This is a genomic window from Rhodanobacter sp. Root480 (assembly GCF_001426645.1).
In the GTDB taxonomy this organism is placed as follows: Bacteria; Pseudomonadota; Gammaproteobacteria; order Xanthomonadales; family Rhodanobacteraceae; genus Rhodanobacter; species Rhodanobacter ginsenosidimutans.
Map to the genome: position 1 here is coordinate 548984 of NZ_LMEX01000002.1, position 16795 is coordinate 565778.

Below are 16795 nucleotides of genomic sequence, written 5' to 3' on the forward strand. Positions count from 1 at the left end.
TTTGCTACGTGGCGGCTTGCGTATGGCTGCTGTCAGCGCCTGATTGGTGGCAATGGTCAAACCTGAAGAACACGCTGCTTTGGACAGGCAGCTTTGCGCTGGTCGCGGCGTTCAAGTACGAGAAGGTCGAATCCGGAACGTCGTATTTCCGCGCAACCGTCCTTGAGGCAATCAGCATCACTGCTTTCCTTTCCTTCGTTTCATCTAGCTATACCTTTGGCCTGATTGCCGAGGCGATCGTTTTTAGCCTAATCGTGCTGGGCATAACCAGCGCCATCGCCGAACGCGCCGGAAAGCTGAAATACGTCCACAACATGGCAACCGGGTTGTTAATTCTGCTTTCGCTTCTGATACTTGGCAATTCCATCTATTACATCGTCATTGACTTTAGCGATTTCGCCACATCCCACACGGCCAGGGACTTCACCCTGCCAGTGCTGCTCACAATCATGTTTCTGCCATTCCTCGGCCGGGCTTTTCGACAGGACTCCTGTCCTGACGAAAAGAAGCCGACATCGGGCAACCGCTCCTGCGTTGCCTCAACTCGGGCATCCATGCCCTCGCCGTGTCGACTCCCCTGCGGGCCTGTCGACCACGACTCACCGCCTCACAAGTGAGTGGAGGATCAAGGGCAGCAGCAACGGCAACCTACGGGGCGAAATGGGACAGAGGCTGAGGTTTCCCCGCGAACCTTCCTGTCCGATCACCTCGCCGCGGTACACGTCCAGTGCGGCGGCAGAGCGGGCGTAACTCTTCGCCTCAGCCTGATGCCTTGCCCGTAAAGGGCCGATCAGGCCAGCCTTCCGGCATGTCGGTGCCGTAGTAGCCACCGCCGCGCTTGAAGCGCTCCAGCCGCTTCAGTTCCTCCGGGTCGGATTTACTGTCCCAACTGCGCACGCCGTTGCGCAGGTCGTCCGGGGTCAGCACCAGCGGCTCCCACACCGGCTCGCCCAGCACGTCGTGCAGGGTGTACGTCATGCTGGGCTTGCCGCCAGTCATGCGGAAATGCATCAAGCCCACGTTGACGCTGCGCGTCCAGGTGTCGCGCACGCGCACCTCCGGCATCTGCCGCGTGTTCTTGTTTGCCGGCATCTGCGCCAGCGGCGATGAGCACATGTCGTAGATGTCGTAGCCACCCGCGGCAGAGCGCGGGATGCAGTTGAGCTCGCCCATGTGCGAGTCGCCGGAGATGCAGAACACGCCGCCGATGTCGTGGTCGCGGATGTGGTCGAAGATCTCGTTGCGCTCGGTCATGTAGGTGGCCCAGGAATCGCCACCCTTCTCGTTCTCCGCCGACGACCAGCCGCCACCGGATACCAGCACCTTGAACGGCGCGGTGCTGGCACTAAGCGCGCCCTTCAGCCAGCGTTTCTGACGCGCCCCGAGCATGCTTTTGGCGGCATTGTCCGGCTTGGTGATCGGGTCGCGGTTGTAGCGACCATCGAGGAAGAAAAAATCCACGCCGCCATGGGAATGCCTGAAATACACGCCGGGCGAATCGGGCTCGCCATAGGACGGGTTGGCCCAGAAATTCTTGAATACCTTCAGCGCCTCCTGCTTGCGCGGATGCCTGCCATCGGCATCGTTGTAGCCGAAATCGTGGTCGTCCCAGATCGCCAGTTGCGGCGTGCTGCGCAATAGCGGCGTCAGCCGTTCGACCACGCGGCCACGGCTGTACAGATCGGTCAGCACCGCCGGATCGTCGCTGTCACCGTAGATATTGTCGCCCAACCAGAAGAACAGATCCGGCTCCAGCCCACGCACGGCATTCCAGATCGGCTGATCGGCGTCGTACTGGATGCGGCAGCACGAGCCGAAGGCCACGCGAAAATCCGCCGGTCCGGCCGGCGCGGTGCGCGTCTTGCTGTTGAACCACTGGTAGCGGTCCTGCTGGCCGTCGTATTTCAGCCGATACCAGTAGGGCGTATCGGGTTTCAGCCCTTGCGCGCGCAGCACCACGCAGCAATCGTCCTCGGCGCTGGCGCGGATCGTGGGGCCGTCGATGACGGTGCTGAAATTGCGGTCGGTGGAATATTCCAGCTTGACGTCGAACGCACCGCTGGCGCGCACCCATACGTTGAAATGGTCCGGCCCGGAGGCGCCGACCATCGGACCGTTCAGCGCACGCGGATAACCCATCGCGCGGCCGATCGCGCGCGGCACCAGGGCAAACAGGCCGGCAAGCACGGAGCCGGCAAGAAAGGCGCGCCGGTTCGGATTCAATGCGCTGACTCCATGGTGAGTGCACGGTTCAACTGCTGGATCAAAGCCTCCTGAATCACACCGTTGGAAACGCACACATTGCCGCCATGGATATCCACCGGCGCGCCGGTGACCGAACTGGCCACGCCGCCGGCTTCGCGCACCAGGATGATTCCCGGCGCCATATCCCACGCGTTGAGCGCGCGCTCCCAATACGCGTCCCAGCGGCCAGCGGCAACGTACGCCATGTCGACCGAGCAGGCGCCGGTGCGGCGGATGCCGGCGACTTCACCGGACAACAGCGCCATCTCGCGGGCGAATACCGGGTGGTCCGGCTTGCCCGCAAACGGGATGCCGCAGCCGAGCACACTGTCCACCAGCCGGTGGCGGGTGGACACGTGGATGCGTTGCCCGTTCAACCAGGCGCCCTCGCCTTTCTCGGCCACGTACATCTCGTTCAGCACGGGCAGCCAGGTGACGCCGGCCACCACTTCGCCCTCGCGGGCCAACGCGACGTTGACGCCCCACAGCGGTGTGCCGAACAGGAAATTGGTAGTGCCATCGAGCGGGTCGACAATCCACGTCTGCGCGTCGTCGGTGCCGCCAGTAGCACCGCCCTCCTCGCCCAGAAAACCGTACGTGGGCCGCGCCTTGCCCAGAATCGCGCGGGTGGCGCGTTCGGCCTCTTCGTCGGCAATCGAGACCAGGTCGGCGGGGCCGCTCTTGGTGCGCACACCGAGCGAGGCGAGCTGGCTGAAGTGACGCATCAGGCCATCGCCGGCGGCCTGCGCCGCGTCGATCATCGCTTTCAAATCATCGGAAACATGCAGCATCGGAATCAGTCCCTTCGACGTGTGCGCCACAGGCTCAGCGCCAGCAGCATGGAAAGTACGGATGAGCCGATCCAGAACGTGATCGCCGGCCCAAAGTTGTAGTGACGTACGCCATCGATCATTTTCATGCCGTGCTGGATCAGCATGCCGGAGACCTGTTCCTGGATGCCCGCGCCGATGTAGCTGCAGATGCCGATCACGCCCATCGCGGCGCCGGCCACGCGCTTGGGCGCGATGTCCACTGCGAACAACCCGCCCAGCGAGGTCACCAGACCGGTCAAGCCCATGCCGAACAACACCATCGCGAGAATCAGCGACCACAAATGGTTCGGCCCGTAGAAAAACAGACACAGGCCGACAAGCTCCAGCAGCGCGAAGATCAGGTTTACCGGCGGACGACGGGCGTCGAACAATTTGTCGGAGATGAAGCCGAACGTGATCGCGCCGACCATGCCGGCCAGCGTGCTGATCATCAACAAGGTGCCGGCCATGGTCAGCGAGTAACCATGAATTTCCTGCAGGTACAGCACACCCCACGAATTGATCGCGTAGCGCGTCACATAGGTGGTGGCCGAGGCCAGGCACAACACCCAGATCGCCGGCATTTTCAGGATCGACAACTGCAACTTCAGCACCGAGGCGATCTTCGGCTTCGATGCTTCGCCGAAGTTGTCGTTCTTCCAATCGTTGACCGCGGGCAAACCCAGTGTGGGTGGGCGATCCTGCAGCAACCAGTAGGCGCCGATCGCCGTGATCACACCGATCATGCCCGGCCCCCAGAAGCCGAAGCGCCAGCCGAAGGTGGCCACGGTGGCGCCGACCACCAGGAAGGTCAGCCCTTCACCGATGGAATGCGCGGTGCTCCAGATGCCATAGGTGCGGCCGCGTTCGCGATTGGAAAACCACGCCGTCATCGCCACCACGCCGCCGGGCGCGCCGAAGCTCTGGAACCAGCCGTTCAGCCCCCACAGAATCACCGCCACCCACACCGTCGTGACAAAACCCATCGCCAGATTGCACAGCGCCGTAGCCAGAAACGCGAACGCCAGAAACCGCTTGATGTTGGCGTGGTCGGCCAGGAAACCGTTGGTGAGCTTGCCGATGGCGTAGGTGTAGAACAACGCCGAGCCGATCAGGCCCAGCTCGGTGGGCGTGAAAATGCCCGCGTCGATGATCGGCTTCTTGACCACCCCCAGCGCCAGCCGGCAGGTGTAGATCAGGCCGTAGCCCAGCGTGATCGCCAGCATCACACGCAAGCGATGCTTGCGGTACAGCCGGTCGATCGCGCCCCTGTCGGCCATCTCGGGCTGATCGGCGCCGGTTGCGAAAAGTGCCAGCCATCCACGCGCCATAGGATTCCCCCTTCAGCAGCCAGCGTGTGGGTACACTGGCATTGTTGCGATCAGACTATTTCATTTTTGAATGAATTGGAAGAATTATTCCATTAGTACCGATAACTTGCTTCCCCCGCCCGCGGGGGAAGCTGCCCGGAAGGCTGAATGGGGCGCCTTTTATGGGGTGAGAGAAGATCAAGAGCGCCCCCATCCGCCCTGTCGGGCCCCCTCCCCCGCAAAGCAGGGGAAGGAACATCCAGCTCTTTGCTGAAAGCACAGCCTCACAACGTCGGGATGACGAAACTCTGCTCGATCGCCTCCCCGCCCTTGGGCCAGCGTTGGGTCACGGTCTTGGTGCGGGTGTAGAAACGAATGCCGTCCATGCCGTACTGATTGAGGTCGGCGAAGCCCGAGCGCTTCCAGCCACCGAAGCTGTGGTACGCCACGGGCACCGGGATGGGCACATTGATGCCGACCATGCCCACTTCAACGCGGTCGGCGAATTCGCGGGCCGCGTCGCCGCTGCGGGTGAAGATGCTGACGCCGTTGCCGTACTGATGCTGGGATGGCAGCGCCAGTGCTTCCTCGAACGTGTTTGCGCGCACGATCTGCAGCACCGGGCCGAAGATTTCGTCCTGGTAGGTTTTCATCTCGGCGGTGACGTGGTCGAACAGCGTGGGCGCCAGGAAGAAACCGCCCTCGTGACCAGGCACTTTCAGGCCGCGGCCATCGACTACGAGCTCGGCGCCCTCGTCCACGCCGAGCTGGATATAGCCTTCGATGCGAGCCTTGTGCGCTGCCGATACTACCGGGCCGTAATGCGCGTTCGGGTCGCTGGACACGCCCACTTGCAGCGCGGCGATCGCCGGCAGCAGTTTGGCACGCAAGGCCTCAGCGGTGGCCTCGCCCACCGGCACGACCACCGGCAGCGCCATGCAGCGTTCGCCGGCCGAGCCGTAGGCCGCGCCCATCAGATCAGCGACAACCTGGTCGAGATCCGCGTCCGGCAGCACGATGCCGTGATTCTTGGCGCCGCCCATGCACTGCACGCGCTTGCCCTGCGCCGCACCGGCCGCATACACCGATTGCGCCACGTCGGAGGAGCCGACGAAGCTGACTGCCTTGATCAGCGGGTGCGCCACGATCGCGTCGACCACCTCCTTGTCGCCGTGCACCACGTTGAGGATGCCCGGCGGCAGGCCGGCCTCGATCATAAGTTCGGCGAGCCGCACCGGCACCGACGGATCGCGTTCGGATGGCTTCAGAATGAACGCATTGCCGGTGGCGATGGCCGGGCCAAACATCCACATCGGGATCATCGCCGGGAAGTTGAACGGGGTGATGCCAGCCACCACCCCCAGCGGCTGGTGCGCCGAATAGACGTCTATCCGCGGGCCGGCGCCCTGGGTGTATTCGCCCTTCTGCAGGTGCGGGATGCCGCAGGCGAACTCGATCACCTCCAGACCCCGCAACACGTCACCGTGCGCGTCGGAAACCACCTTGCCGTGTTCGCTGGCCAGCAGCTCGGCCAGTTCGTTCTTGTGCAGGTTGAGCAGGCGTACGAATTCCATCAGCACCCGCGCGCGACGCTGCGGATTCACCGCGGCCCAGGCCGGCTGTGCGGCGGCGGCATTGCACACCGCGCGATCCAGCTCGGCGGCGTTGGCCCGGGATACCTTCGCCTGCACTTTGCCGCTGTTGGGATCGAAGACGTCGCTGTAGCGGCCGGTTGTGCCGGCCACCGATTGGCCGTTGATGAAATGTTCGATGTTGCGCATGACTCACTCCTGGATGAATATTTTCTGGTGGGTGCCGAATCGCCGGCTCAAGAACCCGCTCCCCCGTGAACCGTGATTTTTTTGCTTCCTCCGCGTGCAGCGGGGGAAGCTGCGCGGAGGGCTCATGGGGGGGTGCTTTGCTGGGTGAGAGGAGATCAAGAGCGCCCTCATCCGCCCTGTCGGGCACCTTCCCCCGCAGAGCGGGGGAAGGAAGCTTGAGCACGCGAAATCCGGCGCTATTCCGGGCGTTGGGTGATCCAGTCGTGGGCCGGGTCGTTGCGGAAAATCCATTGGCGGTTCGGGCCCGCCATCACGTTGAGGTAGTACAGGTCGTAGCCGTGGGGGGCGCCGACCGGGTGGTAGCCGCGCGGCACCATCACCACGTCGCCGTCTTCCACCGCCACGGTTTCGTCCAGCGTACGGTCGTCGGTGTAGACGCGCTGGAAGGCGAAGCCCTGCGGCGGATTCAAGCGGTGGTAATAGGTTTCTTCCAGCGCGGTTTCGGCGCCCGGTGCGGCGGTGTCGTGCTTGTGCGGCGGGTAGCTGGACCAGTGTCCGCCGGGCGTGATCACCTCCACCACCAACAGGCTGTCGGCCGGCTCGGTCTGCGGCAGGATGTTGCGCACGTAGCGGGTGTTGGTGCCGCTGCCGCGCACTTCGCGACTCATCGACGATTCGGCGATCAAGCGCGGCAGACCTTCGCCCGAACCCGGGGCGGTGCATACGGCCAGTTCCACCGGACCCCACGCCGTCACCGTGTAGCTCACGCCGGCCGGCACGTAGACGGCCCCGGGCGCCTTGTCCTCGAACGGCGTGGTGCGGTTGCCGACGTGCACGAAATGCGCGCTGCCTGCGTGCACGTCGGCGCTGCCGGACACGATCACCAGGCAGGCCTCGCGCGCCGTTTCGTGGCCGCTGTAGCGCTGGCCGTTCAGCAGCTTCACGACCCGAAACCCGACGTGCTTCCAGCCCGCGCTGGCCGGTGTCACGTCCACCACGGTGCCGTCGGCGTCCGCCTCGTGGGGACGTATACGCAAGCCGCTCATTGCGACAGACCCGCCGTGGCGGCATCGCGCTTCAGCGTGGACAGGCCCAGCCGGGCGTATTCGAGCGGATTGGCGATGGCCGGATCCTGCTCGGCCTCGATCACGATCCAGCCGCTGTAGTCGATGGCGGCCAGCGCCGCCATGATGCGGGCGTAGTCCAAGCCGCCATCCCCCGGTACGGTGAACATGCCGGCCAGCACGCCGTCCAGGAAACTGGCGCCGGCCAGTTGCATGCGGGTGAACACGTCGCCGCGCACGTCTTTGCAATGCACGTGCGCTATCCGCCGCGGATGGCGCCCGATCACCTCCAGCGCGTCGATGCCGCCGAGCGCAGCGTGGCCCGTATCCAGCGTCAGCCCCACCGAGGGGCCGGTGAGGGCCAGGAACGATTCCAGGTCCTGTGCCGTCTCCACCACGGTGCCCAGGTGATGGTGATAGGCAAAGCGCAGGCCCTGGCTCTGCACGTAGTCCGCCACGTCGGTCATGCGCTGGCCGAACAATGCCCAGTCGCCGGGTCGCAGCCGCGGCGTGTCGCCCATGGATTGCGCGCGCCGGCCATGGATAGCGTTGCTGGTTTCGGCGAACACGAACACGGTGCTGCCCATCGCCTTGAGCAGCGCCAGGTGCGGTTGCAGCGCGGTGATTTCGTCGGCTGACGTCTGCGTCAACAACGATCCGCTGTACCAACCACCGATCAGGTCCAGTTGGTACCGCGCCAGCAGCGGCGCCAGCGTGGCTGCGTCGCGGGGAAACTTGCCGCCGAGTTCCACGCCTTCAAAACCAAGCTGTTGAATATCGCCCAGGATGCTTTCCAGCGGCGTGTCACCACCGAGCTCGGGCATGTCGTCATTGGCCCAGGCAATCGGGCTGACGCCAAAACGGATACTCATGACAAATCCCTCTTCATTCGTGTGCCTTGCTCGTAGGCGCGGCGCGCCGCTTCGACTTCAGGCCGTTGGGAAACTTCGGGCACCGCGACGTCCCACCACCAGCCGCCGGCTTCGGTGCTTTTCAATGGATCGGTATCGATGACGACCACGTAGCTGCGCTCAGCCTTGCGGGCGCGAACCATGGCGGCGGTCAGTTCGCCCAGCGAGGTCACGTGCTCGGACAGTGCGCCCAGGCTGGCCGCGTGGGCGGCGAAATCGATCTGCGGCAATACCTGATGCGTGGCGTCGGCCAGCAGGTTGTTGAAACCGGCGCCACCGGTGGCGTGCTGCAACCGGTTGATGCAGCCGTAACCGCGGTTGTCCAGCAACACTACGATCAGCTTGTGGCCCAGCATCACCGACGTCGCCAGCTCGGAGTTCGCCATCAGATAGCTGCCGTCGCCGACCATCACCACCACGTCGCGATCGGGCGCGGCCATCTTCACACCCATGCCGCCTGCAATCTCGTAACCCATGCACGAGAAGCCGTACTCGACGTGATAGCTGCCCTGCCGCGCGGAGCGCCACAACTTGTGCAACTCACCGGGCAGGCCACCGGCGGCGCACACCACGATGGCGCCATCGCCACAGCTGCGCTGTACCGCACCGATCACCTGGGCATCGCTGGGCTGCGTCTGCGCATCGATGCCGGTGGTGGCGGCATCGACGGCGGCGTTCCACTCTTCGATTTCGTGCTGCCTGCCCACTTCCACGCCCGCATGCCAACCCGACAATTCCCGGGCCAGGGCCTGCAACACAGTGCGTGCGTCGCCCACCACCGCCAGCGCGTCGTGCTTGTGCGCATCGAACGCCTGCACGTTGATCTGCGCCACACGTGCATCGACAAACAGGCTGCGCGAGCCGGTGGTGAAATCCGCCAGCCGGGTGCCGATGCCGACCACCAGATCGGCACGTGCGGCGGCCGCGTTGGCGGCGCTCGATCCGGTGACGCCGATCGAGCCCAGCGCGTTGGGGTGGTTCCACGGCAACGCACCCTTGCCCGCCTGGGTTTCAGCGACGGCCAGGCCGGTGGCTTCGGTCAGCGCTGTCAGCTCCGCTTCCGCCTCGCTGTAGAGCACACCGCCCCCGGCGATGAGCAGGGGGTGCCTGGCCGACTTCAGCGCGGCGACCAGCGCCGCCAGCTCGCCGCTGTCCACACCCTGCCGCCGCTCGCGCCACAACCGGGGCGCGAAGAAGGTTTCCGGATAATCGAAGGCCTCGGCCTGCACGTCCTGGCAGAACGCGATGGTGGCCGGGCCGCAGGTGGCCGGGTCGAGCATCGTCGCCAGCGCTTTCGGCAGGGCATCCATGATCTGCTCCGGCCGCGTGATGCGGTCGAAATAGCGCGACACAGGACGGAAGCAGTCGTTGGCCGACACGCTGCCGTCAGTGAAATGCTCCACCTGCTGCAGCACCGGGTCAGGTTGGCGGCCGGCGAAAACGTCGCCCGGCAACAGCAACACCGGCAAGCGGTTCACGTACGCCAGCGCGGCGGCCGTCACCATGTTGGTGGCGCCGGGGCCGATCGAGCTGGTGCACACCATCGCGCGACGGCGACGCATCTGTTTCGCGTAGGCAATGGCGGCGTGCGCCATGCCCTGCTCGTTGTGCGCGCGCCAGGTGGGAAAGCTGTCACGCGCGGCATGCAGCGCCTCACCGATACCGGCCACGTTGCCGTGTCCGAAGATGGCCCAGGCACCGGCGAAGTAAGGTGCCTCGCGGCCATCCACCAGCACGTGTTGTGCAGCCAGCCAGCGCACGGTCGCCTGTGCCGCCGTCAGTCGTCGCGTTGTCATCTCACACCGCCTTGCGCGTGATGCCCTTGGATGTGTCGCCGGACGCCTCGGCACGTGCCGCGCGCCATGCATTCACCAGCGTGCCGAAACTTGCGGCGAGATCGGCCACGGCCGCGTCATCGTCGATGTCGCCGGCCAGCCAGCGCGCAGCGGCATCGGCGAAGATCGTTCGACCCACCGCAAACCCTTTCACGATCGGACTCGCCGCAGCCACCCGGAACGATGCCGCCAGCGCCGCCTCGCTTGCCTGCAGGCCCAGCAGCAGCACGCCGCGGCACAGGGGATCGTTGCTGCGGATGGCGTGTTCGACATTCGCCCACGTCGCGCTGTCCGCCGCCGGCTCGAGCTTCCACCAGTCCGGTTTCATGCCCTGAGCATAGAGACGCTGGATAGCGCGCGCCGCGGTGTGCTCATCGACGGCGCCGTGGCGCGACACGATGACCTCCAGCAGCAGCTCATGCCTCGTCTTGCGACAGGCATCCTGCAAACGGCGCAACTGACGCTCCTGCTGCTCCAGCAGGTCGATCGGGTCGTCCGGATGATAGAACACCAGGCACTTCACCACGTGGTTGCGCGGCCAGGTAGCCACTTCGGTGGCCACGTCCGCGGAGCTTTCAAAAGCCAGCGGGCGCGAACCCGGCAGCTCGATGGGCCGGCCGATCCAGTACGGCGAATCGGCGGCCGCCTCCAGCCCGCGCATGCCATAGCGGCCATCGAGCAGCACGCCAAAATGTTCGCCGGGCTTTGCCAACTGGTTCACCGCGCGCAACGTCAGCGCCTTGAACGCCGGGATGCGCGCCGGGTCGGCGCCGGTTTCGCGGCACAGATCCTCGAACTGACTGCGATGATCCATCGCCAGCACGGTGAGGTCGTCGTAGACGCCGGTGCGGGTGGAAGCCCAGTGCACGTGTTCCAGCGCGGCATCGTCGCGCAGGCGGAAGGGTCGCGGCGTGCCATCGAGAAACTGCTGCAACTCGTCCCAGGTCGGCATCGCGGGCGCGCAGCCGTGGCGCGAAACCACGATGGCACCGCAGGCATTGCCGTATTCGCAGGACATCTCCAAGGGTTCGTCGCGCAACCAGCCGCGCAGGAAACCGGCCATGAACGCGTCACCCGCGCCCAGCACGTTGAACACCTCGATCTCGAAACCGCGCCCCACCACGCCATCATCAAGGCGGTCGGGGATGGCGTCTGGAAACGCGGAGCACCCGTGAGCGCCACGCTTGCAAACCAGCAGCGCAGGCGTCTTCTCGCGGATGGCGCGCATTGCGGCGATGGTGTCGGTGGAGCCGCCGAGGATGTGCATCTCCTCCTCGGTGCCCACGATCAGATCGCACAGCGGCAACACCTCCTGCAACCGGGCGGTGACGCCGGCATGGGCCACGAAGCGGTTCTCGCCCATGTCCTTGCTGGTCAACCCCCACAGCACCGGTCGATAGTCGATGTCGAAAACCACCCGCGCCCCGGCAGCACGTGCGATGCGGCAGGCCTGCACCGAGGCGTCGAACACGTTCAATTGCGACAGGTGCGTACCGTTGATCAGCACTGCGCCGGCCGAGCGCACGTAGCTCTCGTCGATGTCGTCGGTGACCAGCGCCATGTCGGCGCAGTTCTCGCGATAGAAGATCAGCGGAAACGTATCGGGATCACTGATCCCCAGAAACACCAGCGCGGTCAGTCGCTCGTTGTCGATGACAACACCATCGGTGGCCACACCCTCGCGCGCCAGTTGCTCGGTGATGAATCGGCCAAAATGGTCGGCGCCCACGCGGGTGATCAGCCCGCTGTGCAATCCCAGCCGCGCAACGCCAATGGCGGTGTTGGTGGGGCTGCCGCCAACGTATTTGGCGAAGGAAATCATGTCTTCGAGCCGACCTCCGGTCTGCTCGCCATATAGATCAATGCTCGATCGGCCGATGGTGATCAGATCAAGCTGCTGCGCTGCCCCTGGCATATGCACGTTCTCTCACGGGTACCCGACGCCCGTCGCGCCGAATGCACGTAAAATATATTCCATTTATTTCTTAAAAGCAACGTACGTTTCATTTTTTGGAACGCGTGTTCCCACCGAGTGTCGAACCATTGCGCGTCTGCGTGCTGGTGGCGAATGCGTAGGAGATCACCAGCGCCTGCGCCAGACACATCGATGCGGACAGCGAACGGAACGCACGGATCTCCGCCTCGCGCACCTGCAACACCACCGTCGCCGGCTTCGCCACCGGGCTGACCAGGCTGTCGCTGATCGACAGCACACGGCAACGCTGGGCGGTGGCCGCATCGATCAATTGCACGGCCTCCTCCGCGTACGGGTGATAGCTCACCGCAATCAGCAGGTCGCGTTTCGAGATGGCGTGCACCTGCTGCCGGGTCATGCCGCCGATGCTGTCGATGAACACGGTTTTCTTGTCGACCTGGTGCAACGAATAGGCAAGGTAGGCGGCCACCGGAAACGCGCGACGAAAGCCGGCCACGTAAATCGTCTCGGCCTCACGGATCAGCTTGACGGCGGCGGCCAGGTTTTTCTTGCCGATCGCATCGCCCAGGTTCTGCAGCGCCAGTACGTTGCCCTGCACGAATTCCGCCAGCACTTGCGCCGGGTCTCCTACCAGTTTGCTGTCCACGCTCTGGCTGAATTGGCGCACGCGCTCGCCATAACCCAGCGACGCATTGCCCGAGAGCAGACCGTCACGGAACAGGCGCTGCATCTGCGTGGCGCCCTCGAAACCGAAGGACTTGGCAAACCGCACGATCGCCGAGGGCTGCACGCCGCAACGCGCGGCCAGCACCGCCAGCGTTTCCAGCGCCACCGCGTTGGGTTCATCCAGGACATAGCGGGCGATCTGCTGCAGCCGCTTGCTGAGCCCTTCGTAGCGCTCGAGGATGGCAGCGCGCAACTCGTCGGCGTTGGTCGGGGGTACGTCCACTTCAACCATGATTTCCTTCCTCCCTAAATGCGACGTGCATCCAGGCTGGACGCGCATATTGAAAAAAAATACATCTTCCCAGAAATTCTATTACACTCGCAAACGGAACATACATTCTATTATCGCGCAACCCGATTTTCGGGGGGAGTGTACTCTTGGACCGGATCGACATCGCACTGATCGGAGCTGGCCGCATGGGTCAGATCCACGGCGGAAACGCCGCCCGCCACCCCCGGCTCCGCCTCAAGTACATCGTCGATCCGCGACCGGCCGCAAGCGCGTTCGCCGCGCAGTATGACGCCAGGTTGGTGACGCTTGAACAAGCGCTGGCGGATCCCGCCGTGGGCGGCGTGCTGGTGTGCAGCACCACCGATCTGCACCTGGAACATGCACTGGCGGCAGTCGGCGCGGGCAAGGCCGTGTTCTGCGAAAAGCCGATCGACCTGGACCTGGACAAGGTACGCGCTGCGCAACCGCGTTTCGACGGTGCGCGTTTCCTGCTCGGCTTCAACCGTCGGTTCGACCCGCAGTTCATACGCCTCAAGCAGCAACTGGATGCGGGCACGGTAGGCCAGCTGGAGTCGCTGCATCTGGTGAACCACGATCCCGCCGCGCCGCCACCGGGTTTCGTGCCCACCAGCGGTGGCCTGTTCAAGGACTTCACCATCCATGACCTGGACATGGCGCGCTGGCTGATGGGCGAGGAACCGGTACAGGTATTCGCCACGGCCAGTTGCCTGGTGGACCCGGACATCGGCCGCGAGGGAGACGTCGACACTGCCCGCTGCGTCCTGAAGACCGCCAGCGGCCGTCTGTGCGTGATCTCGAACACGCGCCGCAGCGGCTATGGCTACGACCAGCGCATCGAAGCACTCGGCGCCCTCGGCATGATTTGCGCGGGCAACGTGGCCTGCGACACCGTGCATACGCTCACCGAAAACGGCACCGTCGGCGCGCCGATCATGCCGGCGTTTGCGCAACGCTATCGCGACGCCTACCGCGACCAGATCGGCCATTTTGCCGACGTGGTGCACGGTCGCTCCGAACCTCTCATCGGTTACGCCGACGGCGTGGCCGCCCTGGTCCTGGCTGAGGCGTGCGGGTGGTCCGCGCGCCATCAGCAGGTCTTCAACCTCCCCAACGAGAATCCTCATGCATAAAGTCGTGCTTATCGGTGCTGGCCGCATTGGCCATATCCACGCGCGCAACGCCGCGCTGCATCCGCGCATCGAACTAGCCGGCGTGGTCGATGCGGTCGACGCTTCGGCCCAAGCGCTGGCCCGCGAATGGAATACCGCGGTAACGACGCTCGACGCGGCCATGGCCGACCCGACCGTCACCGGCGTGATCGTGGCCAGCTCTACCGACACGCACCTCGATTACAGCCTGCGCGCGGCTGCCGCCGGCAAGATGATCTTCTGCGAAAAGCCGATTGATCAGGATCTCGGCCGTGCCCGCACCGCCCATGCAGGCCTTTCGGGCGCCAACATGTTGCTGGCATTCAACCGACGTTTCGACCCCAATTTCCAGGCCTTGAAGGCCCGTCTGGACAGCGGCGCGGTCGGCGCGATCGAAACCCTCCAGATCACCTCCAACGACCCTGCCCCACCGCCGCCTTCTTATATCGCCGTTTCCGGAGGCCTATTCAAGGACATGGCGATCCATGACTTCGACATGGCGCGCTGGCTGCTGGGCGAGGAGCCCGTGCTGGTCTACGCCACCGGCAGTTGCCTGGTAGACCCGGCCATCGGCGAACTGGGCGATGTCGACACCGCGCGGACCGTGCTGAGGACCGGCTCCGGCCGCCTGTGCGTCATCTCCAACAGCCGGCGCAGTGGCTTCGGTTATGACCAGCGGGTCGAGGCGTTCGCCTCCGCCGGCATGGTGCGCGCGGACAACGTCAGCGAAAGCACTGTACAGCTCTGGAGCGAAAGCGGCATCGCGACCGACCGCTTTCAAAACTTCTTCCTCGACCGCTACGCAGAAGCCTATCGTTGTGAAATGGATCACTTTGCCGCGATGCTCGATGGCGCGCCCGCACAGGTTGGCTACGCCGACGGCGTGGCCGCACTGGCGTTGGCCGAGGCGGCGGATGAATCCATGAGAACCGGAGCGCCGGTGCAGCTATGAAGCACACCATGCGCAGAAAAATTGTGGCCGGAAACTGGAAGATGTACGGCAGTCGCTCCATGGCTTCGGACCTCGCCGGCGCCATTGCCGCCAATATGCCGGCCGAAATCGATATCGCCGTGTTTCCCCCGCTTCCCTACATCGCTGGCCTGCGCGCGCAACTCTTCGGCTCGGGGCTGCAGTTCGGTGCGCAGGATCTCAGCGAGCGCGAAGGTCAGGGCGCTTTCACGGGCGACGTAAGCGCCGCGATGCTCGTGGATGTCGGTGCGAACTACGTATTGGTGGGCCACTCGGAGCGCCGCAAATACCACGGCGAAAGCAACGAATGCGTCGCACGAAAATTCGCTGCAGCGCGGGCGGCAGGGCTCACGCCCATCCTTTGTGTCGGTGAAACAAGGCAACAGCGAGACAGTGGCGAAACAGAGGCGATTATTGGCCAGCAACTGGATGCGGTATTGAAACTCAACGGCATCGCGAGCTTCGACACAGCGTTGATCGGATACGAACCGGTCTGGGCGATAGGGTCCGGTGAGACGGCGACACCGCAGCAGGCGCAAGACGTTCACGCGTTCATTCGTAGCAAACTCGAAAAGGAAGATATTTCAATTGCCCGTCGGACGCGGCTGCTTTATGGCGGCAGCGTCACCACATCCAACGTTGCAAAATTACTTGCGCAAGCCGACATAGATGGCGGATTGGTTGGCGGCGCGGCACTGACTGCAATCGACTTCCTTGAAATTTGCGCCGCGGCGCAACAGACGCCATAGGTTCCAAGACATCATTTTCGTGATTTTCAGTGTCTTCTACATTCTAGTCGCGGCGGCAATGACCGTTCTGATCCTGATGCAAAACGGGCAGGGCGAGGCCGGGTTCGGCGGGGGCGGGACGTTGACGGAGCCATCTGGCAAGCCTAGCCGAGGCCAATGCCGGTTCCGGTTCCGGCGGCGGCGCATCCGCTACCGTGTTTGGTGGGCGTGGCTCGGCAATGTTCATCGACCAGCATCGACAGGCGCCACCATCCAACACTACGAGCTGAATTTCAAAGAAGTGGTTCGCTTCATGGAGCAAAGTACATACGGTACCTGGTAGGAAGACACCCCCCGCTCCGTTGACCAGCCCCTGCTTGCCGTAAAGAAAAAGGCCATGAAAATCATGGCCTTTTGGTCATACGCGACAATTTAACTGACGGTAGAAATCAGAACGGAATTTCATCATCCGCGAAGCCGTTGTCGGCCGGTGGCGGTGAAGAGCGCGACGCGCCCTGGTCGTCGTTGCCGCGTGACTGGCCACCGTAATTGCCGCCACTCTGGCGCTGCCCGCCGCCCTGCGAGCGCGGCCCGCCGCTACCGCCGCCCTCATTGCCGCCCAGCATCTGCATCTCGCTGGCGATGATGTCGGTGCTGTAGCGCTCGACGCCGTCCTTGCCGGTGTACTTGTCGGTGCGCAGCGAACCTTCGATGTAGACCTGGCGGCCTTTCTTCAGGTAATCGCCGGCGATCTCGGCCAGGCGGCCGAACATCTTCACCCGGTGCCACTCGGTCTTCTCGACTTTCTCGCCGCTCTGCTTGTCGGTCCAGCTTTCCGACGTGGCGATGTTCAGGGTAGTGACCGCGGTGCCGCCGCCGGTGTGGCGCATTTCCGGATCCGCGCCGAGATTGCCGACCAGAATGACTTTGTTGATGCCACGTGCCATGGGATGTCCTCGGTGAGCCAGCCGTATATATAAGGATGATTACGGCCGGAGTGATGTAGCAGGCTGGCCATCATAACTGCGCGCGGGCCGCTCAAGTAGTGCTCGATGACCCGCTTGCCGCCAGCCCTTG

The 16795-nt window shown here is 64.2% G+C and carries 14 protein-coding genes and 1 pseudogene; 5 read left to right on the plus strand and 10 right to left on the minus strand.

Annotation, left to right across the window (positions count from 1 at the left end; genetic code table 11):
• The first annotated feature begins 8 nt into the window (after positions 1-8).
• Positions 9-617 (plus strand): hypothetical protein, encoded by a 609-nt coding sequence (locus tag ASD22_RS09475; protein WP_056082264.1) that lies wholly within the window; start codon positions 9-11, stop codon positions 615-617.
• A gap of 142 nt (positions 618-759) precedes the next feature.
• Here the strand turns inward: ASD22_RS09475 and ASD22_RS09480 are convergent, their stop codons facing one another.
• From ASD22_RS09480 to ASD22_RS09520, 9 genes are all read right to left on the minus strand, one after another.
• A complete protein-coding gene (locus ASD22_RS09480; protein ID WP_056082268.1) occupies positions 760-2223 on the minus strand; it encodes an alkaline phosphatase D family protein in 1464 nt (487 codons plus the stop codon).
• Positions 2220-3035, minus strand: a complete 816-nt coding sequence (locus tag ASD22_RS09485) for an inositol monophosphatase family protein (protein WP_056084090.1) — start codon at positions 3033-3035, stop codon at positions 2220-2222. Before ASD22_RS09485 ends, ASD22_RS09480 begins: the two co-directional genes overlap by 4 nt.
• A gap of 5 nt (positions 3036-3040) precedes the next feature.
• A complete protein-coding gene (locus tag ASD22_RS09490) occupies positions 3041-4387 on the minus strand; it encodes an MFS transporter (RefSeq protein WP_056082271.1) in 1347 nt (448 codons plus the stop codon).
• A 263-nt stretch (positions 4388-4650) separates the two neighbouring features.
• Positions 4651-6147, minus strand: a complete 1497-nt coding sequence (locus tag ASD22_RS09495; protein WP_056082274.1) for a CoA-acylating methylmalonate-semialdehyde dehydrogenase — start codon at positions 6145-6147, stop codon at positions 4651-4653.
• Between the two features lie 236 nt (positions 6148-6383).
• Positions 6384-7193, minus strand: coding sequence for a 5-deoxy-glucuronate isomerase (gene iolB / locus ASD22_RS09500; protein ID WP_056082277.1), 810 nt, complete (start codon positions 7191-7193; stop codon positions 6384-6386).
• A complete protein-coding gene (iolE, locus tag ASD22_RS09505; RefSeq protein ID WP_056082280.1) occupies positions 7190-8083 on the minus strand; it encodes a myo-inosose-2 dehydratase in 894 nt (297 codons plus the stop codon). The genes iolB and iolE overlap by 4 nt, the downstream gene beginning before the upstream one ends.
• Positions 8080-9918, minus strand: a complete 1839-nt coding sequence (iolD, locus tag ASD22_RS09510) for a 3D-(3,5/4)-trihydroxycyclohexane-1,2-dione acylhydrolase (decyclizing) (protein ID WP_056082282.1) — start codon at positions 9916-9918, stop codon at positions 8080-8082. Before iolD ends, iolE begins: the two co-directional genes overlap by 4 nt.
• Before the next feature lies 1 nt (position 9919).
• Complete coding sequence (gene iolC / locus ASD22_RS09515) at positions 9920-11872, minus strand: 5-dehydro-2-deoxygluconokinase (protein ID WP_056084093.1); 1953 nt, start codon at positions 11870-11872, stop codon at positions 9920-9922.
• 88 nt (positions 11873-11960) lie between these two features.
• Entirely contained in the window at positions 11961-12851 is an 891-nt protein-coding gene (locus tag ASD22_RS09520) for a MurR/RpiR family transcriptional regulator (RefSeq protein WP_056082285.1), read from the minus strand.
• Between the two features lie 146 nt (positions 12852-12997).
• On the opposite strand from ASD22_RS09520, the gene iolG (ASD22_RS09525) reads away from it, so the two are divergent.
• The 4 genes and pseudogenes from iolG (ASD22_RS09525) to ASD22_RS17140 form a co-directional block, all read left to right on the plus strand.
• Positions 12998-14002, plus strand: coding sequence for an inositol 2-dehydrogenase (iolG, locus tag ASD22_RS09525; RefSeq protein ID WP_255357420.1), 1005 nt, complete (start codon positions 12998-13000; stop codon positions 14000-14002).
• Positions 13995-14972, plus strand: coding sequence for an inositol 2-dehydrogenase (gene iolG / locus ASD22_RS09530; RefSeq protein ID WP_056082288.1), 978 nt, complete (start codon positions 13995-13997; stop codon positions 14970-14972). The genes iolG (ASD22_RS09525) and iolG (ASD22_RS09530) overlap by 8 nt, the downstream gene beginning before the upstream one ends.
• A gap of 8 nt (positions 14973-14980) precedes the next feature.
• Positions 14981-15739: a triose-phosphate isomerase gene (gene tpiA / locus ASD22_RS09535; RefSeq protein ID WP_056084101.1), complete on the plus strand. Its 759-nt coding sequence runs from the start codon at positions 14981-14983 to the stop codon at positions 15737-15739.
• Between the two features lie 13 nt (positions 15740-15752).
• A pseudogene (locus ASD22_RS17140) lies at positions 15753-15966 on the plus strand (hypothetical protein); the annotation flags it as partial.
• Positions 15967-16167: 201 nt separating this feature from the next.
• Here ASD22_RS17140 and ssb read toward each other — a convergent pair.
• On the minus strand, positions 16168-16665 hold the full coding sequence (gene ssb, locus ASD22_RS09545; protein WP_056082294.1) for a single-stranded DNA-binding protein: 498 nt from the start codon (positions 16663-16665) through the stop codon (positions 16168-16170).
• Between the last annotated feature and the right edge of the window lie 130 nt (positions 16666-16795).